Consider the following 21,729-nt stretch of genomic DNA (forward strand, 5'->3'; position numbering starts at 1 on the left):
CGAGATGGCGAAGAAGGCTCTCATCGCGAAGGCTGCTCGCAAGCCCAAGTTCGGTGTGCGTGGCTACACCCGCTGCCAGCGCTGCGGTCGTCCGCACTCCGTGTACCGCAAGTTCGGCCTGTGCCGCGTGTGCCTCCGTGAGATGGCTCACCGTGGCGAGCTGCCGGGCGTGACCAAGAGCTCCTGGTAATCCCCTCTTTTAGGGATTCCTGGACCTCTCGGTAAGCAACCGGGACGGCAGGGCCCGTTTCCCGCATGCCTTAGGCTTGTGGGGTTGGGCTCTGCCGCCCTGAACGACTTACTACGCCGTAGGTCCCCGCACCGCACCCGTCCCGTCTGAAGAAGTACGGGGAGAGGGATGGCGCATATAGGAAACCCCGGCGAGAAAGGCCACAGGCCAATTCATGACCATGACTGATCCGATCGCAGACATGCTGACGCGTCTGCGGAACGCGAACTCGGCGTACCACGACTCGGTGTCGATGCCGCACTCCAAGATCAAGTCGCACATCGCGGAGATCCTCCAGCAGGAGGGCTTCATCACGGGCTGGAAGGTCGAGGACGCCGAGGTCGGCAAGAACCTCGTCCTGGAGCTGAAGTTCGGCCCCAACCGTGAGCGCTCCATCGCGGGCATCAAGCGGATCTCCAAGCCCGGTCTCCGGGTGTACGCGAAGTCCACCAACCTGCCGAAGGTGCTCGGCGGCCTGGGCGTGGCCATCATCTCCACGTCGCACGGGCTCCTCACCGACAAGCAGGCCGGCAAGAAGGGCGTGGGTGGGGAAGTCCTCGCCTACGTCTGGTAGCAGAAGGGAACGGAGGAAACAGCTATGTCGCGCATCGGCAAGCTCCCCATCGCGGTTCCCGCCGGCGTGGACGTCACCATCGACGGCCGTACGGTCTCGGTCAAGGGCCCCAAGGGCTCGCTGACCCACACCGTTGCCGCGCCGATCGACATCGCTAAGGGCGAGGACGGCACCCTCCAGGTGCTCCGCCCGAACGACGAGCGTCAGAGCAAGGCCCTGCACGGCCTCTCCCGCACGCTGGTGGCGAACATGATCACCGGCGTGACCCAGGGTTACGTGAAGAAGCTCGAGATCAGCGGTGTCGGTTACCGAGTGACCGCCAAGGGTTCCAACCTGGAGTTCGCTCTCGGTTACAGCCACCCGATCGTGGTCGAGGCCCCCGAGGGCATCACCTTCAAGGTGGAGTCCCCGACCCGTTTCTCGGTCGAGGGCATCGACAAGCAGAAGGTCGGCGAGGTTGCGGCCAACATCCGCAAGCTGCGCAAGCCCGACCCGTACAAGGCCAAGGGCGTCAAGTACGAGGGCGAAGTCATCCGCCGCAAGGTCGGAAAGGCGGGTAAGTAAGCCATGGCATACGGGCAGAAGATCCTCAAGGGCGACGCCTACAAGCGCGCCGCGATCAAGCGCCGTCACATCCGGATCCGGAAGCGGATCTCCGGTACGGCGGAGCGCCCCCGTCTGGTCGTGACCCGCTCCAACCGCCACATCGTGGCGCAGGTGATCGACGACCTGAAGGGCCACACCCTGGCGTCGGCGTCCACCCTGGACGCGTCGATCCGTGGCGGCGAGGCGGACAAGTCCGCGCAGGCCAAGCAGGTCGGCGCCCTGGTCGCCGAGCGTGCCAAGGCCGCCGGTGTCGAGGCCGTCGTGTTCGACCGTGGTGGCAACCAGTACGCCGGGCGCATCGCCGCCCTGGCGGACGCCGCCCGCGAGGCCGGGCTCAAGTTCTGAGCCGCTTGTAGCTAGCGGAAAGAGAGAGGTAATCCAATGGCTGGACCCCAGCGCCGCGGAAGCGGTGCCGGTGGCGGCGAGCGGCGGGACCGGAAGGGCCGTGACGGCGGCGCTGCTGCCGCCGAGAAGACCGCGTACGTTGAGCGCGTCGTCGCGATCAACCGCGTCGCCAAGGTTGTGAAGGGTGGTCGTCGCTTCAGCTTCACCGCGCTGGTCGTGGTGGGCGACGGTGACGGCACCGTGGGTGTCGGTTACGGCAAGGCCAAGGAGGTGCCGGCCGCCATCGCCAAGGGTGTTGAGGAGGCCAAGAAGCACTTCTTCAAGGTCCCCCGGATCCAGGGCACCATCCCCCACCCCATCCAGGGTGAGAAGGCCGCCGGCGTCGTGCTGCTCAAGCCCGCGTCCCCGGGTACCGGTGTTATCGCCGGTGGTCCGGTGCGTGCCGTGCTCGAGTGCGCCGGTATCCACGACGTGCTGTCGAAGTCGCTCGGCTCCGACAACGCGATCAACATCGTGCACGCGACCGTGGAGGCCCTGAAGGGCCTGCAGCGTCCCGAGGAGATCGCGGCCCGCCGTGGTCTGCCGCTCGAGGACGTCGCCCCCGCGGCCCTGCTGCGTGCGCGTGCCGGGGTGGGTGCGTAATCATGGCGCAGCTCAAGATCACGCAGGTCAAGTCCTACATCGGCAGCAAGCAGAACCACCGTGACACCCTGCGCTCCCTTGGTCTCAAGGGCATCAACACGCAGGTCGTCAAGGAGGACCGCCCCGAGTTCCGCGGCATGGTGCACACCGTCCGCCACCTCGTGACGGTCGAGGAGGTCGACTGATCATGGCGGAGAACAACCCGCTCAAGATCCACAACCTCCGTCCCGCCCCGGGCGCCAAGACCGCCAAGACCCGTGTCGGTCGTGGTGAGGCGTCGAAGGGTAAGACGGCCGGTCGTGGTACCAAGGGCACCAAGGCCCGCTACCAGGTTCCGGAGCGCTTCGAGGGTGGCCAGATGCCGCTCCACATGCGCCTCCCGAAGCTGAAGGGCTTCAAGAACCCGTTCAAGACCGAGTACCAGGTCGTGAACCTCGACAAGCTGGCCGCGCTCTACCCGGAGGGTGGCGAGGTCACCGTCGAGTCGCTGGTGGCCAAGGGTGCCGTTCGCAAGAACAGCCTGGTCAAGGTCCTCGGCCAGGGCGAGATCTCCGTGGCGCTGCAGGTGACGGTCGACGCCGTCTCCGGCTCCGCCAAGGAGAAGATCACCGCCGCCGGCGGTACGGTCACCGAGCTCGTCTGAGTCCTTCGGACGACGCCTCGATGACGTAAACGGTCCCGACCGGGGATACCTCACAATGAGGTATCCCCGGTTGGTCGTTCCTAGGGGGGCAGTGTCGCCGGTAAGGTGGCCTGCACTGTTCTTTTTCGTATTCGTCGAACCTCAGACCGTCACCCTTGACGCAGTTGCGCGGGGGTCGCAGGAGGCACCGTGCTCACCGCGTTCGCCCGGGCGTTCAGGACGCCCGACCTGCGCAAGAAGCTGCTCTTCACGCTGGGCATCATCGTGGTCTACCGGGTCGGTACCCACATCCCCATCCCCGGCGTCAACTACCAGGCCGTCCAGCGGTGTGTGACCGAGGCGCAGGGCAATCAGGGCCTGTTCGGTCTCGTGAACATGTTCAGTGGTGGTGCGCTGCTGCAGATCACGGTCTTCGCGCTCGGCATCATGCCGTACATCACGGCCAGCATCATTCTCCAGCTGCTGACCGTGGTCATCCCGCGCCTGGAAGCCCTGAAGAAAGAGGGCCAGGCGGGCACGGCGAAGATCACGCAGTACACCCGCTACCTGACCGTGGCGCTCGCCATCCTCCAGGGCACCGGCCTCGTCGCCACCGCCCGCAGCGGCGCCCTCTTCAGCGGCTGCTCGGTCGCCACGAGCATCGTCCCGGACCAGGCGATCTTCACGACGATCACGATGGTCATCTGCATGACCGCCGGTACGGCCGTCGTGATGTGGCTCGGTGAGCTGATCACCGACCGCGGCATCGGCAACGGCATGTCGATCCTGATGTTCATCTCCATCGCCGCGACCTTCCCGTCGGCGCTGTGGGCCATCAAGAAGCAGGGCACGCTGGCCGGCGGCTGGATCGAGTTCGGCACCGTCATCGCCGTGGGCCTGGTCATGGTCGCGCTCGTGGTCTTCGTGGAGCAGGCCCAGCGCCGCATCCCGGTGCAGTACGCGAAGCGCATGATCGGCCGGCGGTCCTACGGTGGTACGTCCACGTACATCCCGCTCAAGGTGAACCAGGCGGGTGTGATTCCCGTCATCTTCGCCTCCTCCCTGCTCTACATCCCGGCGCTCGTGGCGCAGTTCTCGGGAGGCAAGTCGGGCTGGAAGACCTGGATCGAGCAGAACCTCACCAAGGGCGACCACCCGATTTACATCACTTCGTACTTCTTGCTCATCGTTTTCTTCGCGTTCTTCTACGTCGCTATCTCCTTCAACCCCGAGGAAGTAGCCGACAACATGAAGAAGTATGGTGGCTTCATCCCGGGCATCCGGGCTGGCCGACCGACCGCTGAGTACCTCAGCTACGTGCTCAACCGGATCACCTGGCCGGGTTCGCTGTACCTGGGTCTGATCGCTCTCGTACCGACAATGGCGTTGGTGGGCTTCAACGCGAGCCAGAACTTCCCGTTCGGCGGGACCAGCATCCTCATCATCGTGGGTGTCGGCCTGGAGACGGTGAAGCAGATCGAGAGCCAGCTCCAGCAGCGCAATTACGAAGGGTTCCTCCGCTGATGCGTATCGTCCTCGTCGGGCCGCCGGGTGCCGGTAAGGGAACGCAGGCCGTCCGGCTCGCAGAGAAGCTGGCCATCCCGCACATCTCCACGGGAGACCTGTTCCGCGCCAACATCAGTCGGCAGACGGAGCTGGGCAAGCTCGCGAAGTCCTACATGGACGCCGGCAACCTCGTCCCCGACGAGGTGACCATCGCGATGGCCAAGGACCGCATGGAGCAGCCGGACGCGGAGAACGGCTTCCTGCTCGACGGCTTCCCGCGGAACGTCTCGCAGGCCGAGGCCCTGGACGAGCTGCTCCGGACCGAGGGCATCACGCTGGACGCGGTCCTGGACCTCGAGGTGCCCGAGGACGAGGTCGTCAAGCGGATCGCCGGCCGGCGCATCTGCCGCAACGACTCCTCGCACGTCTTCCACGTGTCGTACAACGCGCCGAAGCAGGAGGACGTGTGCGACGTCTGCGGCGGCGAGCTGTACCAGCGCGACGACGACCGTGAGGAGACCGTCCGCACGCGGCTGGAGGTCTACCACACGCAGACCGAGCCGATCATCGACTACTACAAGGCCCAGGGCCTGGTCGTGACCATCTCCTCGCTGGGCCCGGTGGCCGAGATCACCGAGCGGGCGCTGGAGGCCCTCAAGGGCGAGAAGGCCGGGAAGTAGTTTCCTGCCCTTCCGGCCGCGGTGCCCTCCCGGGTGCCGCGGCCGTACTGTTGTACAGGTATCCCAGTCGACGTGAGTGACGGAGAGCGCAGGCCCCCCATGGTCCAGATCAAGACCCCCGAGCAGATCGCGAAGATGCGGGCGGCGGGCCTGGTGGTGGCCGCCATCCACGCCGCCACGCGCGAGGCCGCGGTGCCGGGTGCGACCACCAAGGACCTGGACGAGGTGGCCCGCAAGGTCCTCGCCGAGCACGGCGCGAAGTCGAACTTCCTGGGCTACGGCGGCTTCCCGGCGACGATCTGCACGTCGGTCAACGACGTGGTCGTCCACGGCATCCCCTCCGACGACGTCGTCCTGAAGGACGGCGACATCATCTCCATCGACTGCGGCGCGATCGTCGACGGCTGGCACGGCGACGCCGCCTACACGGCCTTCGTGGGCTCCGGCCACGCCCCGGAGCTGGTGGAGCTGTCCCGGGTGACGGAAGAGTCCATGTGGGCCGGCATCGCGGCGATGAAGCAGGGCAACCGCCTGGTCGACATCTCCCGGGCGATCGAGACGTACATCCGCCGCCAGCCGAAGCCGGGCGGCGGCAAGTACGGGATCATCGAGGACTACGGCGGCCACGGCATCGGCACCGAGATGCACATGGACCCGCACCTGCTGAACTACGTCGACCGCCGCCGCGGCAAGGGCCCCAAGCTGGTCCCGGGCTTCTGCCTCGCGATCGAGCCGATGGTCTCCCTGGGCACCCCGCGCACCGAGGTCCTGTCGGACGACTGGACGGTCATCACCACCGACGGCACCTGGTCCTCCCACTGGGAGCACTCGGTCGCCCTCACCGAGCAGGGCCCCCTGGTCCTGACCGCCGTCGACGGCGGCAGGGCGAAGCTGGCCGAGTACGGCGTGACGGCGGCGCCGGACCCGCTCGCATGAGGATCACCCCGATGGGGCAGACTTCCTCGATTCGCCTTTCCGGGTGCGCCGACGTAGACTGACTCGTCGGCTCTCGTGCACCCGCATGTCCGCATGCTCCCGCAGGCGGTTCCGTGTGGGAACGCCCGAGCGTCGATCAAGGTAGTCGATTCGAAGGGCGAAGCGTGGCCAAGAAGCAAGGTGCCATCGAGATCGAGGGCACTGTCGTCGAGTCTCTGCCGAACGCCATGTTCAAGGTCGAGCTCCAGAACGGCCACCAGGTCCTGGCACACATCAGCGGCAAGATGCGTATGCACTACATCCGCATCCTCCCTGACGACCGGGTCGTGGTGGAGCTGTCTCCGTACGACCTGACGCGTGGCCGGATCGTCTACCGGTACAAGTAGATCTTGCCCGCGCCCCGGGGGCTTCCTCGGAGCGGTGGCACTGACCCGGAGAACCTCACCCCATGAAGGTCAAGCCGAGCGTCAAGAAGATCTGCGACAAGTGCAGGGTGATCCGCCGTCACGGCCGGGTCATGGTCATCTGCGAGAACCCGCGCCACAAGCAGCGCCAGGGCTGACGCACGACCATCACCCTCTGCACCTCTATCGCAGAGTTTCGCGCGACGCGAGCTGAATATGTTCATACGCAGAGCCCGAGCGGTCCAGCTCGACACCCCCGGTTCGGAGGCCGGGGACCCGGTTCGTACCTGGTACGGCGGCCGGGAGCCGGTTCTGTGGAAGACCTCCGAAGATTCACCAGGAGCCATTGAATGGCACGCGTTTCCGGTGTCGACATCCCGCGCGACAAGCGCGTGGAGATCGCCCTCACCTACGTGTTCGGCATCGGCCGGACCCTCTCGAAGGAGACGCTGGCTGCGACCGGCGTCGACCCGAACACCCGCGTTCGTGACCTGACCGAAGAGCAGCTGGTCGCGATCCGCGAGTACGTCGACAACAACATCAAGACCGAGGGTGACCTCCGTCGCGAGATCCAGGCCGACATCCGCCGCAAGGTCGAGATCGGCACCTACCAGGGTCTCCGTCACCGTCGCGGTCTGCCCGTCCGCGGTCAGCGCACCAGCACCAACGCTCGCACCCGCAAGGGCCCGCGTCGCGCCATCGCCGGCAAGAAGAAGCCGGGCAAGAAGTAGTCCGCAGCGGACACCTGTCCACGGTCTTCGCTGTAGGACCGACCACCTCCCGTAGGAGTTAGTAGATGCCCCCCAAGGGACGTCAGGGCGCTGCCAAGAAGGTGCGCCGCAAGGAAAAGAAGAACGTCGCTCACGGCCACGCGCACATCAAGAGCACGTTCAACAACACGATCGTGTCGATCACGGACCCGTCCGGCAACGTGATCTCCTGGGCCTCCGCCGGCCACGTCGGCTTCAAGGGCTCCCGGAAGTCCACGCCGTTCGCCGCGCAGATGGCCGCCGAGTCGGCTGCCCGCCGCGCCCAGGAGCACGGCATGCGCAAGGTCGACGTGTTCGTCAAGGGCCCGGGCTCCGGTCGTGAGACCGCGATCCGCTCGCTGCAGGCCACGGGCCTCGAGGTCGGCTCCATCCAGGACGTCACCCCGACCCCGCACAACGGCTGCCGCCCGCCGAAGCGCCGCCGCGTCTGACGCACCACGGCTGCTTCAGGGCTTCTCGGGCGGTACGGCTCTTTCGGGTCGTGCCGCCCGTACCCTTGCAGTACCCGCACTTCTCACGGGTGCGGATTCCGTCGGACGTCAAATAGCGGGCGTCCACGAAAGAAGGATCTGATCCACACATGCTGATCGCTCAGCGTCCCTCGTTGACCGAAGAGGTCGTCGACGAGTTCCGCTCCCGGTTCGTGATCGAGCCGCTGGAGCCGGGCTTCGGCTACACCCTCGGCAACTCCCTCCGCCGCACCCTCCTGTCCTCGATCCCCGGCGCCGCTGTCACCAGCATCCGGATCGACGGCGTGCTGCACGAGTTCACCACCGTGCCGGGCGTCAAGGAGGACGTCACCGACCTGATCCTCAACATCAAGCAGCTGGTCGTCTCCTCGGAGCACGACGAGCCGGTCGTGATGTACCTGCGCAAGCAGGGCCCGGGTCTGGTCACCGCCGCCGACATCGCGCCCCCGGCCGGTGTCGAGGTGCACAACCCCGACCTGGTCCTCGCCACGCTCAACGGCAAGGGCAAGCTGGAGATGGAGCTGACCGTCGAGCGCGGTCGCGGCTACGTCTCCGCCGTGCAGAACAAGCAGGTGGGCCAGGAGATCGGCCGTATCCCGGTCGACTCCATCTACTCGCCGGTGCTCAAGGTCACGTACAAGGTCGAGGCCACCCGTGTCGAGCAGCGCACCGACTTCGACAAGCTGATCGTCGACGTCGAGACCAAGCAGGCGATGCGTCCGCGTGACGCCATGGCCTCCGCCGGCAAGACCCTGGTCGAGCTGTTCGGTCTCGCCCGCGAGCTGAACATCGACGCCGAGGGCATCGACATGGGTCCGTCCCCGACGGACGCGGCGCTGGCGGCCGACCTCGCGCTCCCGATCGAGGAGCTCGAGCTGACCGTCCGCTCCTACAACTGCCTCAAGCGCGAGGGCATCCACTCCGTGGGTGAGCTGGTCGCGCGCTCCGAGGCCGACCTGCTCGACATCCGCAACTTCGGTGCGAAGTCGATCGACGAGGTCAAGGCGAAGCTGGCCGGCATGGGCCTGGCCCTCAAGGACAGCCCGCCCGGATTCGACCCGACCGCGGCCGCGGACGCCTTCGGCGCCGACGACGACGCGGACGCCGGGTTCGTCGAGACCGAGCAGTACTGAGGGCTCGGGACCGACGGTCCGATTTCGGGTGCGGGTGCGCTGCGGCTTGTCGCGCAGTTCCCCGCGCCCCTTTCCGGGAGCTTCCCCTCGGGGCGGCTCCCGGATCTCCGACAGGTAACCGCCTGCTCGGATACTGACTCCGGTACCTGACACGGCCGGGGCAGACACTGAGGAGAAACACCATGCCGAAGCCCACCAAGGGTGCCCGTCTGGGCGGCAGCGCCGCGCACGAGAAGCTGCTCCTCGCCAACCTGGCGAAGAGCCTCTTCGAGCACGGCCGTATCACCACCACCGAGGCGAAGGCCCGCCGTCTGCGGCCGTACGCCGAGCGTCTGATCACCAAGGCGAAGAAGGGCGACCTTCACAACCGCCGTCAGGTGCTCCAGGTCATCACGGACAAGAGCGTCGTCCACACGCTCTTCACCGAGATCGGCCCGCGGTACGAGAACCGTCCGGGTGGTTACACCCGCATCACCAAGATCGGTAACCGCCGTGGCGACAACGCGCCCATGGCCGTCATCGAGCTGGTCGAGGCGCTGACGGTGCAGCAGAACGCCGTGGGCGAGGCCGAGGCCGCCACCAAGCGTGCGGTCAAGGAGGCCGAGGAGGCCAAGGCCGCGGAGACCACCGAGGCGCCGGCCGAGGAGGCCGCTGCCGAGGAGTCGAAGGACGCCTGAGGCTCTGCCTGACGCGGGAAGCGGGTCCGCCCTTCGGGGCGGGCCCGCTTTCGCGTCCCTTCGCGAGGGCACGGCCCTGAGAGGATTTCTGCGTGAGTGACGAAGTACAGCCCGGGTACGTCCGTGTCCGCCTCGACGTCTCCTACGACGGCACCGACTTCCACGGCTGGGCCAAGCAGGCCGGCGGCAAGCGGACCGTGCAGGGCGAGATCGAGGACGCCCTGCGCACGGTGACGCGGTCCCGGGAGACGTACGAGCTGACCGTCGCCGGACGGACCGACGCCGGGGTGCACGCGCGCGGGCAGGTGGCCCACGTCGACCTGCCCGAGGAGGTCTGGCGCGAGCACAACCAGAAGCTGCTGAAGCGGCTCGCCGGGCGGCTGCCGAAGGACGTGCGGGTGTGGGCCCTCAGGCCGGCGCCGAGCGGGTTCAACGCCCGTTTCTCCGCCGTCTGGCGCCGGTACGCCTACCGGGTCACCGACAACCCCGGCGGTGTCGACCCCATCCTGCGCAACCACGTCCTGTGGCACGACTGGCCGCTCGACGTGGACGCCATGAACGAGGCGGCCCGGGCCCTGCTCGGCGAGCACGACTTCGCCGCCTACTGCAAGCGGCGGGAGGGCGCGACCACCATCCGTACGCTCCAGGAGCTCAGCCTGGTGCGCGGGGACGACGGGATCATCACCGCGACCGTCCGCGCGGACGCGTTCTGCCACAACATGGTGCGCTCGCTGATCGGCGCGCTGCTGTTCGTCGGTGACGGGCACCGCGGGCCGCAGTGGCCCGGGAAGGTGCTGGCCGCCGGGGTGCGCGACTCCGCCGTGCACGTCGTACGACCGCACGGGCTGACCCTGGAGGAGGTCGGTTACCCGGCCGACGAGCTGCTGGCGGCCCGGAACAAGGAGGCGCGGAACAAGCGCTCGCTCCCCGGCAGGGCGGGCTGCGCGACCTGTTAGACGCGGCCCTCCCGCGTCCGCCCCGGCCGCCCGCGCGGCCCGGGAGCCCCCGGCGGTGCGGCCGCGGGCCCGGGCCGCAGCGGTACGGCTCCGCAGCGGCAGCGCTCCTCAAGCGGTACGGCTCCGCTACCGGGCGGCGGCCGAGGCCTGGGCCTGACCGCGGCGGTGGATCTGGTTGACGGTGAACTGGGCCAGGTCGTCGCCGGAGCCGAAGACCTTGTCGTCCTTCTTCGTCACGTCCTTGCCGCTGAAGAAGCCGGCGATGGTGAAGTAGGCGTAGCGGCCGTAGGCGTTCCTCGTCGAGCGGCAGAAGGCCCCGTCGCAGAACGGCTTGACGTCCTTGCCGAACAGCGAGCGCACGATGCTGCGGTCGTCGGTCTGGGCCTTGGCCTTCGCCGCCTGCGCCGCGTTGTCGAAGACGGCGACGCCCACGGTGACCCCGATGCCGCCGTTGGTGTAGGTCACCCGCATGAGGCGGGTGCAGCCGTTGTCGGTGAGGATCTTGGGCAGGGTGCCGCTGGCCGCCGTGGCGCACGCGGTGGTGTCGGCGGTGGCGCCCTTCTCGTACACCGTCTCGCCCAGGGTCAGCCGGGCGTCCGGGAAGAGGGTGCCCGGGCCGAGGGGGGCGGTGTCCTTCTTGGCGCTGGAGATGAAGTCCTTCGGGTCCAGCGGCGGCGGCGCGCTGGTCGGCGCGAAGGACGGCGTCGCGGTGGCGGACCCGGGGATGGAGGCGCTGGCGGGCAGGTTGCCGGGGCCGGCCTGCGGGTCACCGCCGTTCGCGGAGACGACGGCCATCGCCACCGCGGTGCCTATCGCGACCGTGGCGAGTCCGCCGCCGGCTATGAACAGCAGCTTGCGGCGCTTGTTCCGTGTCTCGGAGGCCTCGGCGAGCGCGGCCCAGTCCGGGCTCCCGTCGTCGGCTCCGCTGTTCCACGGCTGCTGGGAATGCGGTTTCCAGGGATCCCACTGAGACTGGGGTCCCCCCTGCCCGTAACTCATGGGGCGCATCTTAGACGGGGGGCGCGTGGTGCGGGGTCCGTCTGTCGGCCCGCTCCGTTTTGACCCGTCCGGGGGCCGCCCGGTAACCTACTTCTTCGTTGTGTATTGGCTTGCTCATTCTCACGGGACGGGCCCTTACACCGGTCCACCGGGCCGATGACCAGCGACCCCACGTACGCGGTATGCGTCGCCGCCGTGGGTCAAGGCTGTCGTGATCGTTTCGGTGACCTTGTTTAGGACCATTCACTCGAAGCGAAGGCTACGAACCGTGCGTACGTACAGCCCCAAGCCCGGCGATGTGACGCGCCAGTGGCACGTCATCGACGCTCAGGACGTTGTCCTGGGCCGTCTCGCCACCACCGCTGCGACCCTCCTGCGGGGCAAGCACAAGCCGATCTACGCGCCGCACGTCGACGCTGGTGACTTCGTCATCATCATCAACGCCGACAAGGTGCACCTGTCCGGCAACAAGCGGACCCAGAAGATGGCGTACCGCCACTCCGGCTACCCGGGTGGTCTGCGCTCCGTCCGCTACGACGAGCTGCTCGACAAGAACCCCGAGAAGGCCATCGAGAAGGCCGTCAAGGGCATGCTCCCCAAGAACACTCTGGGCCGTCAGATGCTCTCGAAGCTGAAGGTCTACAAGGGTGACCAGCACCCGCACGCTGCCCAGCAGCCGGTGCCGTTCGAGATCACCCAGGTCGCGCAGTAAGTCCGGCCACCCCCTAAGACTGAAGAGAATCTGAGGAGAATCGTGGCCGAGACCACTGCCGAGCAGCCGCTCGAAGAGCTTGACATCGACAGCTACACCACCGAGTCCGAGGTCCCCGTCGAGGGCGAGTACACCTCGGAGTCCCTGGCCTCCCGCTTCGGCGAGCCGCAGCCGGCCGCCGGCCTGGGCCGCCGCAAGAACGCCATCGCCCGCGTCCGGATCGTTCCGGGCACCGGCAAGTGGAAGATCAACGGCCGCACCCTCGAGGACTACTTCCCGAACAAGGTGCACCAGCAGGAAGTCAACGAGCCCTTCAAGGTGCTCGAGCTCGAGGGCCGTTACGACGTCATCGCCCGCATCGCCGGTGGCGGTGTCTCCGGTCAGGCCGGTGCGCTCCGTCTCGGTGTCGCCCGTGCGCTGAACGAGGCCGACGTCGACAACAACCGCGGCCCGCTGAAGAAGGCCGGCTTCCTCAAGCGCGACGACCGCGCGGTCGAGCGCAAGAAGGCCGGTCTGAAGAAGGCCCGCAAGGCCCCGCAGTACAGCAAGCGCTAACCAGCAGCTGCCTGCTCGTACTCCGAACGCCCCGGCGGCACGCCACATGTGCCGCCGGGGCGTTCGTTTATCCCGGCCAAGGGCGTATAACGACACAAGACGCTCAAAGGCTTGTGTGATCGGATCGCATGGCGTCTGCCATCATTCCCGGCAGCAAGGACGCTTCCTCAGGAGGACAAGTGGGACGACTCTTCGGCACGGACGGCGTGCGCGGTGTCGCCAACGCGGATCTGACGGCCGAGATGGCGCTCGGCCTCTCCGTCGCCGCGGCGCACGTGCTGGCCGAGGCGGGCACCTTCGAGGGCCACAAGCCGACGGCGGTGGTCGGGCGGGACCCGCGCGCGTCCGGGGAGTTCCTGGAGGCCGCGGTGGTCGCCGGCCTGGCCAGCGCCGGTGTGGACGTCCTGTGCGTCGGCGTGCTGCCGACGCCCGCGGTGGCCCATCTCACCGGCGCGCTCGGCGCCGACCTCGGTGTGATGCTGTCCGCCAGCCACAACGCCATGCCGGACAACGGCATCAAGTTCTTCGCCCGCGGCGGCCACAAACTCGCCGACGAGCTGGAGGACAGGATCGAGGCGGTGTACGAGTCGCACCGGCACGGCGAACCGTGGGAGCGTCCCAAGGGCGCCGGCGTGGGCCGGGTCCGCTCGTACGAGGAGGGCTTCGAGAGCTACGTCGCCCACCTGCTCTCGGTGCTCCCCAACCGGCTGGACGGGCTGAAGATCGTCCTGGACGAAGCGCACGGCGCGGCCTCGGGGGTCTCGCCGGAGGCGTTCACCCGGGCCGGCGCCCAGGTCGTCACGATCGGCGCGGAGCCCGACGGGCTCAACATCAACGACGGGTGCGGCTCGACCCACCTGGAGAAGCTGAAGGCCGCGGTCGTCGAGCACGGCGCGGACCTCGGCATCGCGCACGACGGGGACGCCGACCGCTGCCTGGCCGTCGACCACACCGGCGAGGAGGTCGACGGCGACCAGATCCTCTCCGTGCTCGCGCTGTCCCTGCGGGAGCGCTCCGAGCTGCGGTCCGACACCGTGGTCGCCACCGTGATGTCCAACCTCGGCTTCAAGCTGGCGATGGAGCGGGCGGGCATCCGGCTGGTGCAGACCGCCGTCGGCGACCGGTACGTCCTGGAGGAGATGAAGGAGCACGGCTACGCCCTCGGCGGCGAGCAGTCCGGGCACGTCATCATCCTCGACCACGCGACCACCGGTGACGGAACGCTGACCGGGCTGCTGCTGGCGGCCCGGGTCGCCGAGACCGGGCGCACCCTGCGCGAGCTGGCCTCCGTGATGGAGCGGCTGCCGCAGGTGCTGATCAACGTGCCCGATGTGGACAGGTCCCGGGTGAAGACCTCCGCGGACCTCGCCGCCGCGGTCGCCGAGGCGGAGAAGGAGCTGGGGTCGACCGGGCGGGTGCTGCTGCGGCCCTCCGGGACCGAGCCGCTGGTCCGGGTGATGGTCGAGGCCGCGGACATCGACCAGGCCCGGGCGGTGGCCGGGCGGCTGGCGGACGCCGTCAAGTCCGCGCTGGGATAGGGCCGGAACCGGGCCGGGGAACCGCGGGGGGGCTTCCCCGCGCGGTTCCCGCGCTCCTGGGGGGGCTCACCGGTCATCCCGGGCTCCCGGCCCCCTGGGCGCGCTGCCCGTGCCGCTTCCAGAAGAACTTCTGGGCCAGCAGCGTCAGCGTGCCCGCCAGGATGATGCCCAGCAGGTTCAGCAGCAGCTGCTCGACCGAGCCGACGGTCTGGTTGGTGTCGCCGTAGGCGAGGGCGACCGCCGCGTTGGCCGCGGCCGGGACCGTGGTCACCGAGATCGCGACGCCCACCAGCGCGCCCGACTTGGCGGAGGTCAGGGACAGGGTGCCGGCGATGCCGGCCAGGACCGCCACGATGAGCGAGAAGGCGTCGGGGGCGTACACGAACGCCGTGTTGGGGCGCTCGCCCTCCAGGGCCGAGCGGTGGAACAGCCCCAGGCCGTCCATGAACAGGGTGAAGCCGACCGTCACGGCCATCGCCAGCGCGAAGCCCACCAGCAACGCGACCAGTGAGCGCCACGCCAGGCGCGGATGGCGCCGCACCAGGGCCGTGCAGATGCCCGCCAGCGGGCCGAACTCCGGTCCGACCGCCATCGCGCCCACGATCAGGATGGCGTTGTCCAGGACGACACCGCAGGCCGCGATCATCGTGGCCAGGGTGATGAAGGCGACGTAGGTGACCGAGAGCGTGGACTCCTCGTGGGTGGCCTCGGTCAGGCCCTCCCACAGCACCGCGTCCGCGCCCTCGCCCGGCGCGTCCTCCTCGGCCTTGTCGGCGCGCCGGGACAGGGACAGGCCGATGTCGTCGACGGCGATCGACCCGGTCTCGTCCAGGCCCAGGTGACGCAGGCCGCTGATGAGTTCGTCACCGGCTTCGCGGGCCACGTCGCACAGGACGAGGTCTCCGGCAGGGTCGCGGGCGGCGCCGGGCAGGACGACGAGGTGGGTGGTGCCGACCGTCTTCTCGATCAGCCGGACCACCTCGTCGGTCCGCTCCGCCGGTGTGATCAGGCGCAGATGCAGCATGGCGCCCATCTAACAGGGGCGGCTACAGCTTGCGCAGCCGCAGGCGCTGCACCTTGTGGTCGGGACCCTTGCGCAGGATGAGCGTGGCGCGGCCGCGGGTGGGCGCGATGTTCTCGACCAGGTTCGGCTTGTTGATGGTCCGCCACAGTGTGCGGGCGTAGTCCAGGGCCTCGTCCTCGGAGACCTGGGTGTACTTGCGGAAGTAGGAGTTCGGGTTCTGGAAGGCCGTCCGGCGCAGCTTGCGGAAGCGGCTGAGGTACCAGCTCTCGATGTCGTCGGCACTGGCGTCGACGTACACGCTGAAGTCGAAGTAGTCGGCGAGACCGACCCGGGTGCGGCCGTCCTTGCCGGGCAGGGCGGGCTGGAGGACGTTCAGGCCCTCCACGATCAGGATGTCCGGGCGGCGGACGGTGAGCTTCTCGCCCGGCACGATGTCGTAGATGAGGTGGGAGTAGACGGGCGCCGACACCTCGCCCTTGCCGGCCTTGATGTCGGCGACGAAACGGGTCAGGGCCCGGCGGTCGTAGGACTCGGGGAAGCCCTTGCGCGACATCAGGCCACGGGCCTCCAGCTCCCGGGTGGGCAGCAGGAAGCCGTCCGTCGTGACCAGTTCCACGCGCGGGTGCTCGGGCCAGCGGGAGAGCAGGGCCTGGAGGAGGCGGGCGACCGTGGACTTGCCCACGGCCACGGAACCGGCGACGCCTATGACGAACGGGGTGCCGGACTGGGAGCCCCCTTCGCCGAGGAAGGTGTTCAGCGCCCCCCTGAGGCCGTCGGTGGCGCCGACGTAGAGATTGAGGAGCCGGGAGAGCGGGAGGTAGATGTCCCGCACCTCGTCCAGGTCGATGACGTCACCGAGGCCGCGGAGCTTCTCCACCTCCTCGGCGGTGAGCGGCAGCGGCGTCTTGTCGCGCAGCGCGCTCCACTCGGCACGGGTGAGATCGACGTAGGGAGTCGCCTCCGGCCTGTGCCGGTGGGCGCTCCGGGGCATCGAGGAGACCGGTGAGATCACAGTCCATTGTTAACGGAGTTTGAACGGCTCGGCGGGTGGGGTCCGTCACGCGTGACGCCCGGCCCGCCGGGGGCTGCGTACGACGGTGGTAATTTCCGATTCCGGGCAGGCGGCAGCGGTTTCCGACCGGCTGTGGCCCGTAGGCTGCCGCTCATGTGCGGAATCGTGGGATACGTAGGGTCGCAGTCGGCGCTCGAGGTCGTGATGGCCGGGCTGAAGCGGCTGGAGTACCGCGGGTACGACTCGGCCGGCGTCGCCGTGCCGGCGGACGGCGGGCTGGCCGCGGCGAAGAAGGCCGGGAAGCTGGTCAACCTGGAGAAGGAACTGGTCGAACGGCCGCTGCCGACGGGCACGACCGGCATCGGCCACACCCGCTGGGCCACGCACGGTGGTCCCACGGACGCCAACGCGCACCCGCACCTGGACAACGCCGGCCGGGTCGCGGTGGTCCACAACGGCATCATCGAGAACTTCGCGGTCCTGCGCGCGGAACTGGCCGAGCGGGGGCACGAGCTGACCTCCGAGACGGACACGGAGGTCGTCGCCCACCTGCTGGCCGAGGAGTTCTCCTCCTGCGCCGACCTCGCCGAGGCGATGCGCCTGGTGTGCCGCCGGCTGGAGGGCGCGTTCACGCTGGTCGCGGTGCACGCCGACGAGCCCGACGTGGTGGTCGGGGCGCGCCGGAACTCGCCGCTGGTGGTGGGGGTCGGGGAGGGGGAGGCGTTCCTCGCCTCCGACGTCGCCGCGTTCATCGCCCACACCCGCTCGGCGATCGAGCTGGGCCAGGACCAGGTGGTGGAGCTGCGCCGCGACGGCGTGACGGTGACGGGCTTCGACGGCAGCCCCGCCGAGGTCCGCTCGTACCACGTGGACTGGGACGCCTCCGCCGCCGAGAAGGGCGGCTACGACTACTTCATGCTCAAGGAGATCGCCGAACAGCCCAAGGCGGTCGCCGACACCCTGCTCGGGCGCATCGACCCCTCCGGCTCGCTGACCCTGGACGAGGTGCGGATCAGCCCCTCCGAGCTGCGCGAGATCGACAAGGTCGTCATCGTCGCCTGCGGTACGGCCTTCCACGCGGGCCTGATCGCCAAGTACGCCATCGAGCACTGGACGCGGATCCCCTGCGAAGTGGAGCTGGCCAGCGAGTTCCGCTACCGCGACCCGATCCTGGACGGCCGGTCGCTGGTGATCGCCATTTCCCAGTCCGGCGAGACCATGGACACCCTCATGGCGCTGCGGCACGCCCGGGAGCAGGGTTCCAAGGTGCTGGCGATCTGCAACACCAACGGCTCGACGATCCCCCGCGAGTCGGACGCGGTGCTGTACACGCACGCCGGGCCCGAGGTCGCCGTCGCCTCCACCAAGGCGTTCCTCACCCAGCTGGTCGCCTGCTACCTGGTCGCCCTGTACCTGGGCCAGGTCCGCGGCACCAAGTGGGGCGACGAGATCCAGGTGGTCATCAAGGACCTGTCGCGGATCTCCGTGGAGGTCGAGCGGGTGCTGGAGACCATGGAGCCGGTGCGGGCGCTGGCACGGACGCTGGCGTCGAAGAACACGGTGCTGTTCCTCGGCCGGCACGTGGGCTACCCGGTGGCTCTGGAAGGCGCGCTGAAGCTGAAGGAACTGGCGTACATGCACGCCGAGGGCTTCGCCGCGGGGGAGCTGAAGCACGGTCCGATCGCGCTGATCGAGGAGGACCTGCCGGTGGTCGTCGTCGTACCGTCCCCGCGCGGCCGGTCGGTGCTGCACGACAAGATCGTCTCCAACATCCAGGAGATCCGGGCACGCGGTGCGCGCACGATCGTGATCGCGGAGGAGGGTGACGAGACGGTCGTGCCCTACGCCGACCACCTCATCCGCATCCCGGCGACCCCGACCCTGCTCCAGCCCCTGGTGGCGACGGTGCCGCTCCAGGTCTTCGCCTGCGAGCTGGCGACGGCCCGGGGCAACGAGGTGGACCAGCCGCGGAACCTGGCGAAGTCGGTGACGGTGGAGTGATAGGGGCGTGAAAAGGGAGGGGGGACGGCCGGACGCCGTCCCCCCTCGCGCGGCCGGCCGGCTACCAGTTGATGCAGGTCTTCGGGACCCAGCCGGTCTTCTTGTCGCCGCCGTAGTACCAGAGGTTGCTCTTCTTGCCGCAGGCCGTGTACGAACCGCCCTTGTAGGCCTTGCCGTCGTTGCAGACCGCGCCCTTCTTGCCCTTGCCCCAGATGCCGACGGCCGTGGCGGTCGTCTTCGGCGAGGTGCGGACGTTGACGGTCTCCTTGGCCTTCACGTTGATGATCGCCTTGCTGCAGTCCTGCGGCAGGGACGCCGCGGAGGCGGTGCCGGCGGTGGCGACGGCGCCGGTCAGGGCCGTACCGATCAGGGCCGCGGTGGTGAGCACGGTGCCCAGAGACTTCGACTTCACAGCTGTGTCCTCCCGTTACGTGCAAGGTGCCCCGTCGCGACGGGGCACCGGTCAGGCGGAAGACTACGGCTCGGCGGGGGGCCGGGTGATCCCGGGGCGGCCGGGGGCCGGTGGTCAGTGGACGGAGAAGCCGCCGTCCACGTGCAGCGACTGGCCCGTGACGTAGGCGGAGGCGCGGCTCGCGAGGAAGACCGCCGCGCCCGCGAAGTCCTCGGCGAGGCCGTTGCGCCCGGTCATCGTGCGCGCGGCCAGGGCCGCCACCCGCTCGGGGTCGGACGACAGCCGCGCGTTGAGCGGGGTCATCACGAAGCCCGGGACGAGGGTGTTGCAGGTGACGCCGTGCGGAGACCACGCCTCGGCCTGGGAGCGGGCCAGGGACTCCAGGGCCCCCTTGGACACGCCGTAGGCGCCGCTCTGCACGAAGGCGCGGTGCGCCTGCTGGGAGGTGATGTGGATGATCCGGCCGAAGCCCCGCTCGGCCATGCCGGGCCCGAACCGCTGTCCCAGCAGGAAGGGGGCCTCCAGGTTCACCGCCATGGTGGTGTCCCACACGTCCTCGCCCAACTCGCCCAGCGGCGGCCGCAGGTTGACGCCGGCGGAGTTGACGAGGATGTCGGGCTCCCCGAACACGGCGGCCGCCTCCTCGGCCGCCGCCCGCACCCCGTCACGGGTGCCCAGGTCCCCGCTCACCCAGGCGGCCCGGCAGCCCTCGGCCGCCAACTCCGCGACCGTCGCGCTCAGTTCCTCCTTCCGGCGGGCCACGACCACCACGCGCGCACCGGCCCGCGCCAGCGCCCCGGCGACGGCCCGCCCGATGCCGGAACTGCCCCCGGTGACCAGCGCGACGCGGCCGTCCAGTGAGAAGAGGCCGGAGAGATAGGCGGATGAGGAGGTCATACCGGCAGCGTAGGCGACGTGGCGTCACCCGACCGGCGCTTCCCGGGGTCGTAGGGTGCTCGGCATGAGCATCATCGGGGTGGGCATCGACGTCGCCGAGATCGACCGGTTCCGGGTCTCCCTGGAGCGGACGCCCGGGCTGGCCGACCGCCTGTTCGTGGAGCACGAGCTGCTGCTGCCCAGCGGGGACCGGCGGGGCATCGCCTCGCTGGCGGCCCGGTTCGCCGCCAAGGAGGCGCTGGCGAAGGCGCTGGGGGCGCCCCCGGGACTCCAGTGGACCGATGCCGAGGTGTACGTGGAGGACAGCGGGCAGCCGCGGCTGCGGGTGAAGGGGACGGTGGCCGCGCGCGCCGCGGAGCTGGGCGTGCGGTCCTGGCACGTGTCGCTCAGTCACGACGCGGGCGTCGCCTCGGCCGTGGTGGTCGCCGAGGGCTGAGCCTCCCGGCGGCGGCCGGCGAGCGGCGGGCCCCGCCGGGCGAACGGGGTGCGTGGGGTCGCGGTTCGGGGGGAGACTCGACCGCATGCGTACTGCGTACAGCGTGGAGACGGTAAGGGCGTCCGAGCGGGCGTTGATGGCGCGGCTGCCGGAGGGCGCGCTGATGCAGCGGGCCGCCGCCGGGCTGGCCGCCGCCTGCGCCGAACTGCTCGGACGGGTCTACGGCAGCCGGGTGGTGCTGCTCGTCGGCAGCGGGGACAACGGCGGCGACGCCCTCTACGCCGGGGCCCGGCTGGCCCGGCGCGGTGCCGGGGTGACGGCCCTGCTGCTGACGCCCGAACGCGTCCACGGCGGTGGGCTGCGGGCGCTGCGCCGGGCGGGCGGCACGGCCGTCGCCGCGGAGCCGTCTGCCGCCGCGGGTCCGGCCGGCTCCGCCGACCGTGCCGGGGAGCTGATCCGGCGCGCCGACCTGGTCGTGGACGGGATCGTCGGCATCGGGGGCAGGGGCGGGCTGCGCCCGGATGCCGAGCGGCTCGCCGGGCTGGTGGCCGCCTCCCGGGCCGCCGTCGTGGCCGTGGACCTGCCCAGCGGTGTCGACGCCGACACCGGCGAAGTACGGGGGGCCGCGCTGCGGGCCGACCTGACCGTCACCTTCGGCACCTACAAGCCGGGACTGCTCGTCGATCCGGCCCGGGAGTACGCCGGGGTCGTACGGCTGGTCGACATCGGTCTGGAGCCGCCGGCCGGGACGGCCGTGCTGGAGGCACTCCAGCACGCCGACGTGGCACGGCTGCTGCCCGAGCCCGTGGCGGAGAGCGACAAGTACCGGCGGGGGGTCGTCGGGATCGCCGCGGGGTCGGCGCGCTACCCGGGGGCCGCGGTGCTCGCCGTGTCGGGGGCGCTGCGGGGCGGGGCGGGTGCCGTGCGCTACGTCGGGCCGGCCGCGGAGGCGGTCATCGCCCGCTTCCCCGAGACGCTGGTCTCCGACGCCGGTCCGGCGAAGGCCGGGCGGGTGCAGGCCTGGGTGGTCGGTCCGGGCGCCGGGGACGACGCGGTGACCGTCGCCGAGGTGCTGGAGACGGACGTGCCGGTACTGCTCGACGCGGACGGGCTGCGGCTGGCCCGGCGGGACGCGGTGCGCGGCCGTACGGCGCCGACGCTGATGACTCCGCACGCCGGGGAGGCCGCCGCGTTGCTGGGGGTGCGGCGGGAGGAGGTCGAGGGGGCCCGGCTGGCCGCGGTGCGGGAGCTGGCGGCGGCGTACCGGGCGACGGTGCTGCTGAAGGGCTCGACCACGCTGGTCGCCGGTTTCGCGGGCACCACGGTGCGGGTGAACGCCACCGGGACGCCGTGGCTGGCCACGGCGGGCAGCGGTGACGTGCTGTCCGGGCTCGCCGGGTCCCTGCTGGCGGCGGGGCTCGAACCGGTGGACGCGGGGAGCGCGGCCGCGTACCTGCACGGGCTGGCGGGGCGGTTCGCGGCCGCCGGGGCGCCGGTGGGCGCACATGACGTGGCGTCACGGATCGGGGAGGCGTGGCGGGACGTACGGGGGTGACGGTCACGGCGTGGCCGGGCGTACGGGCGTGACGCGGA

Annotated in this window: 28 protein-coding genes; 23 read left to right on the plus strand and 5 right to left on the minus strand. The window is 69.8% G+C overall.

Annotated features, from left to right (window positions below; genetic code table 11):
• Positions 1-4: 4 nt before the first annotated feature.
• From ABZ576_RS18130 to truA, 17 genes are all read left to right on the plus strand, one after another.
• Positions 5-190, plus strand: a complete 186-nt coding sequence (locus tag ABZ576_RS18130; RefSeq protein WP_003948630.1) for a type Z 30S ribosomal protein S14 — start codon at positions 5-7, stop codon at positions 188-190.
• A 214-nt stretch (positions 191-404) separates the two neighbouring features.
• Positions 405-803, plus strand: a complete 399-nt coding sequence (gene rpsH, locus ABZ576_RS18135) for a 30S ribosomal protein S8 (protein ID WP_014674378.1) — start codon at positions 405-407, stop codon at positions 801-803.
• A gap of 24 nt (positions 804-827) precedes the next feature.
• Positions 828-1,367 carry a 50S ribosomal protein L6 gene (gene rplF, locus ABZ576_RS18140; protein WP_030641195.1) on the plus strand — a complete coding sequence of 180 codons (540 nt, stop codon included), beginning with the start codon at positions 828-830 and terminating at the stop codon, positions 1,365-1,367.
• A gap of 3 nt (positions 1,368-1,370) precedes the next feature.
• On the plus strand, positions 1,371-1,754 hold the full coding sequence (gene rplR, locus ABZ576_RS18145) for a 50S ribosomal protein L18 (protein WP_014674380.1): 384 nt from the start codon (positions 1,371-1,373) through the stop codon (positions 1,752-1,754).
• Between the two features lie 36 nt (positions 1,755-1,790).
• Complete coding sequence (gene rpsE, locus ABZ576_RS18150) at positions 1,791-2,396, plus strand: 30S ribosomal protein S5 (RefSeq protein WP_014674381.1); 606 nt, start codon at positions 1,791-1,793, stop codon at positions 2,394-2,396.
• A 2-nt stretch (positions 2,397-2,398) separates the two neighbouring features.
• A complete protein-coding gene (gene rpmD / locus ABZ576_RS18155) occupies positions 2,399-2,581 on the plus strand; it encodes a 50S ribosomal protein L30 (protein ID WP_003974250.1) in 183 nt (60 codons plus the stop codon).
• A 2-nt stretch (positions 2,582-2,583) separates the two neighbouring features.
• Positions 2,584-3,039, plus strand: a complete 456-nt coding sequence (gene rplO, locus ABZ576_RS18160; protein ID WP_030601181.1) for a 50S ribosomal protein L15 — start codon at positions 2,584-2,586, stop codon at positions 3,037-3,039.
• Positions 3,040-3,228: 189 nt separating this feature from the next.
• Positions 3,229-4,542 carry a preprotein translocase subunit SecY gene (gene secY, locus ABZ576_RS18165; protein WP_360741262.1) on the plus strand — a complete coding sequence of 438 codons (1,314 nt, stop codon included), beginning with the start codon at positions 3,229-3,231 and terminating at the stop codon, positions 4,540-4,542.
• Positions 4,542-5,204: an adenylate kinase gene (locus ABZ576_RS18170; protein ID WP_360741264.1), complete on the plus strand. Its 663-nt coding sequence runs from the start codon at positions 4,542-4,544 to the stop codon at positions 5,202-5,204. Before secY ends, ABZ576_RS18170 begins: the two co-directional genes overlap by 1 nt.
• Before the next feature lie 99 nt (positions 5,205-5,303).
• On the plus strand, positions 5,304-6,140 hold the full coding sequence (gene map / locus ABZ576_RS18175; RefSeq protein ID WP_360741551.1) for a type I methionyl aminopeptidase: 837 nt from the start codon (positions 5,304-5,306) through the stop codon (positions 6,138-6,140).
• 164 nt (positions 6,141-6,304) lie between these two features.
• Positions 6,305-6,526: a translation initiation factor IF-1 gene (gene infA, locus ABZ576_RS18180; RefSeq protein WP_003948620.1), complete on the plus strand. Its 222-nt coding sequence runs from the start codon at positions 6,305-6,307 to the stop codon at positions 6,524-6,526.
• A gap of 62 nt (positions 6,527-6,588) precedes the next feature.
• Positions 6,589-6,702 (plus strand): 50S ribosomal protein L36, encoded by a 114-nt coding sequence (gene rpmJ / locus ABZ576_RS18185; protein WP_003998809.1) that lies wholly within the window; start codon positions 6,589-6,591, stop codon positions 6,700-6,702.
• A gap of 192 nt (positions 6,703-6,894) precedes the next feature.
• Positions 6,895-7,275 (plus strand): 30S ribosomal protein S13, encoded by a 381-nt coding sequence (gene rpsM, locus ABZ576_RS18190; RefSeq protein ID WP_030641206.1) that lies wholly within the window; start codon positions 6,895-6,897, stop codon positions 7,273-7,275.
• A 65-nt stretch (positions 7,276-7,340) separates the two neighbouring features.
• The gene (rpsK, locus tag ABZ576_RS18195; protein WP_003956432.1) at positions 7,341-7,745 is read left to right on the plus strand and encodes a 30S ribosomal protein S11; all 405 of its coding nucleotides are present in this window, start codon (positions 7,341-7,343) and stop codon (positions 7,743-7,745) included.
• A gap of 149 nt (positions 7,746-7,894) precedes the next feature.
• On the plus strand, positions 7,895-8,917 hold the full coding sequence (locus tag ABZ576_RS18200) for a DNA-directed RNA polymerase subunit alpha (protein ID WP_003966937.1): 1,023 nt from the start codon (positions 7,895-7,897) through the stop codon (positions 8,915-8,917).
• Positions 8,918-9,099: 182 nt separating this feature from the next.
• Positions 9,100-9,594, plus strand: a complete 495-nt coding sequence (gene rplQ, locus ABZ576_RS18205; RefSeq protein ID WP_360741266.1) for a 50S ribosomal protein L17 — start codon at positions 9,100-9,102, stop codon at positions 9,592-9,594.
• Between the two features lie 92 nt (positions 9,595-9,686).
• Positions 9,687-10,550: a tRNA pseudouridine(38-40) synthase TruA gene (gene truA, locus ABZ576_RS18210; protein WP_360741268.1), complete on the plus strand. Its 864-nt coding sequence runs from the start codon at positions 9,687-9,689 to the stop codon at positions 10,548-10,550.
• 126 nt (positions 10,551-10,676) lie between these two features.
• Here truA and ABZ576_RS18215 read toward each other — a convergent pair whose 3' ends face one another.
• Positions 10,677-11,549 (minus strand): hypothetical protein, encoded by an 873-nt coding sequence (locus ABZ576_RS18215; protein WP_360741270.1) that lies wholly within the window; start codon positions 11,547-11,549, stop codon positions 10,677-10,679.
• 268 nt (positions 11,550-11,817) lie between these two features.
• Here ABZ576_RS18215 and rplM point away from each other — a divergent pair, with 268 nt between their 5' ends.
• The 3 genes from rplM (at position 11,818) to glmM (ending at position 14,354) form a co-directional block, all read left to right on the plus strand.
• Positions 11,818-12,261, plus strand: coding sequence for a 50S ribosomal protein L13 (gene rplM / locus ABZ576_RS18220; protein WP_030345455.1), 444 nt, complete (start codon positions 11,818-11,820; stop codon positions 12,259-12,261).
• Between the two features lie 42 nt (positions 12,262-12,303).
• Positions 12,304-12,816 (plus strand): 30S ribosomal protein S9, encoded by a 513-nt coding sequence (gene rpsI / locus ABZ576_RS18225; protein ID WP_103812805.1) that lies wholly within the window; start codon positions 12,304-12,306, stop codon positions 12,814-12,816.
• Between the two features lie 179 nt (positions 12,817-12,995).
• On the plus strand, positions 12,996-14,354 hold the full coding sequence (gene glmM, locus ABZ576_RS18230) for a phosphoglucosamine mutase (protein ID WP_360741272.1): 1,359 nt from the start codon (positions 12,996-12,998) through the stop codon (positions 14,352-14,354).
• 73 nt (positions 14,355-14,427) lie between these two features.
• Here the strand turns inward: glmM and ABZ576_RS18235 are convergent, their stop codons facing one another.
• The gene (locus ABZ576_RS18235; protein WP_360741274.1) at positions 14,428-15,378 is read right to left on the minus strand and encodes a DUF389 domain-containing protein; all 951 of its coding nucleotides are present in this window, start codon (positions 15,376-15,378) and stop codon (positions 14,428-14,430) included.
• Positions 15,379-15,400: 22 nt separating this feature from the next.
• Positions 15,401-16,390, minus strand: a complete 990-nt coding sequence (gene coaA, locus ABZ576_RS18240) for a type I pantothenate kinase (RefSeq protein WP_360741276.1) — start codon at positions 16,388-16,390, stop codon at positions 15,401-15,403.
• 153 nt (positions 16,391-16,543) lie between these two features.
• Here coaA and glmS point away from each other — a divergent pair, with 153 nt between their 5' ends.
• Positions 16,544-18,391, plus strand: coding sequence for a glutamine--fructose-6-phosphate transaminase (isomerizing) (gene glmS, locus ABZ576_RS18245; RefSeq protein ID WP_360741278.1), 1,848 nt, complete (start codon positions 16,544-16,546; stop codon positions 18,389-18,391).
• Between the two features lie 61 nt (positions 18,392-18,452).
• Here glmS and ABZ576_RS18250 read toward each other — a convergent pair whose 3' ends face one another.
• The gene (locus ABZ576_RS18250) at positions 18,453-18,803 is read right to left on the minus strand and encodes a hypothetical protein (RefSeq protein WP_360741280.1); all 351 of its coding nucleotides are present in this window, start codon (positions 18,801-18,803) and stop codon (positions 18,453-18,455) included.
• Positions 18,804-18,917: 114 nt separating this feature from the next.
• Positions 18,918-19,700, minus strand: coding sequence for an SDR family oxidoreductase (locus ABZ576_RS18255; protein ID WP_360741282.1), 783 nt, complete (start codon positions 19,698-19,700; stop codon positions 18,918-18,920).
• 64 nt (positions 19,701-19,764) lie between these two features.
• On the opposite strand from ABZ576_RS18255, the gene ABZ576_RS18260 reads away from it, so the two are divergent.
• Together ABZ576_RS18260 and ABZ576_RS18265 are read left to right on the plus strand one after the other, a co-directional pair.
• Complete coding sequence (locus ABZ576_RS18260) at positions 19,765-20,136, plus strand: holo-ACP synthase (protein ID WP_360741284.1); 372 nt, start codon at positions 19,765-19,767, stop codon at positions 20,134-20,136.
• Positions 20,137-20,221: 85 nt separating this feature from the next.
• Positions 20,222-21,691 carry an NAD(P)H-hydrate dehydratase gene (locus ABZ576_RS18265; protein ID WP_360741286.1) on the plus strand — a complete coding sequence of 490 codons (1,470 nt, stop codon included), beginning with the start codon at positions 20,222-20,224 and terminating at the stop codon, positions 21,689-21,691.
• Positions 21,692-21,729 lie beyond the last annotated feature (38 nt).

It is taken from the genome of Streptomyces sp. NPDC013455 (assembly GCF_040632975.1).
Taxonomy (GTDB): Bacteria; Actinomycetota; Actinomycetes; order Streptomycetales; family Streptomycetaceae; genus Streptomyces.

What these genes read in the sequence shown, in the direction of transcription:
- ABZ576_RS18130 (WP_003948630.1), top strand. Translation starts at nt 5, where the DNA reads ATGGCGAAGAAGGCTCTCATCGCGAAGGCTGCTCGCAAGCCCAAGTTC.
- rpsH (WP_014674378.1), top strand. Translation starts at nt 405, where the DNA reads ATGACCATGACTGATCCGATCGCAGACATGCTGACGCGTCTGCGGAAC.
- rplF (WP_030641195.1), top strand. Translation starts at nt 828, where the DNA reads ATGTCGCGCATCGGCAAGCTCCCCATCGCGGTTCCCGCCGGCGTGGAC.
- rplR (WP_014674380.1), top strand. Translation starts at nt 1,371, where the DNA reads ATGGCATACGGGCAGAAGATCCTCAAGGGCGACGCCTACAAGCGCGCC.
- rpsE (WP_014674381.1), top strand. Translation starts at nt 1,791, where the DNA reads ATGGCTGGACCCCAGCGCCGCGGAAGCGGTGCCGGTGGCGGCGAGCGG.
- rpmD (WP_003974250.1), top strand. Translation starts at nt 2,399, where the DNA reads ATGGCGCAGCTCAAGATCACGCAGGTCAAGTCCTACATCGGCAGCAAG.
- rplO (WP_030601181.1), top strand. Translation starts at nt 2,584, where the DNA reads ATGGCGGAGAACAACCCGCTCAAGATCCACAACCTCCGTCCCGCCCCG.
- ABZ576_RS18170 (WP_360741264.1), top strand. Translation starts at nt 4,542, where the DNA reads ATGCGTATCGTCCTCGTCGGGCCGCCGGGTGCCGGTAAGGGAACGCAG.
- map (WP_360741551.1), top strand. Translation starts at nt 5,304, where the DNA reads ATGGTCCAGATCAAGACCCCCGAGCAGATCGCGAAGATGCGGGCGGCG.
- rpmJ (WP_003998809.1), top strand. Translation starts at nt 6,589, where the DNA reads ATGAAGGTCAAGCCGAGCGTCAAGAAGATCTGCGACAAGTGCAGGGTG.
- rpsM (WP_030641206.1), top strand. Translation starts at nt 6,895, where the DNA reads ATGGCACGCGTTTCCGGTGTCGACATCCCGCGCGACAAGCGCGTGGAG.
- rpsK (WP_003956432.1), top strand. Translation starts at nt 7,341, where the DNA reads ATGCCCCCCAAGGGACGTCAGGGCGCTGCCAAGAAGGTGCGCCGCAAG.
- ABZ576_RS18200 (WP_003966937.1), top strand. Translation starts at nt 7,895, where the DNA reads ATGCTGATCGCTCAGCGTCCCTCGTTGACCGAAGAGGTCGTCGACGAG.
- rplQ (WP_360741266.1), top strand. Translation starts at nt 9,100, where the DNA reads ATGCCGAAGCCCACCAAGGGTGCCCGTCTGGGCGGCAGCGCCGCGCAC.
- ABZ576_RS18215 (WP_360741270.1), bottom strand. Translation starts at nt 11,549, where the DNA reads ATGAGTTACGGGCAGGGGGGACCCCAGTCTCAGTGGGATCCCTGGAAA.
- ABZ576_RS18235 (WP_360741274.1), bottom strand. Translation starts at nt 15,378, where the DNA reads ATGCTGCATCTGCGCCTGATCACACCGGCGGAGCGGACCGACGAGGTG.
- glmS (WP_360741278.1), top strand. Translation starts at nt 16,544, where the DNA reads ATGTGCGGAATCGTGGGATACGTAGGGTCGCAGTCGGCGCTCGAGGTC.
- ABZ576_RS18255 (WP_360741282.1), bottom strand. Translation starts at nt 19,700, where the DNA reads ATGACCTCCTCATCCGCCTATCTCTCCGGCCTCTTCTCACTGGACGGC.
- ABZ576_RS18260 (WP_360741284.1), top strand. Translation starts at nt 19,765, where the DNA reads ATGAGCATCATCGGGGTGGGCATCGACGTCGCCGAGATCGACCGGTTC.
- ABZ576_RS18265 (WP_360741286.1), top strand. Translation starts at nt 20,222, where the DNA reads ATGCGTACTGCGTACAGCGTGGAGACGGTAAGGGCGTCCGAGCGGGCG.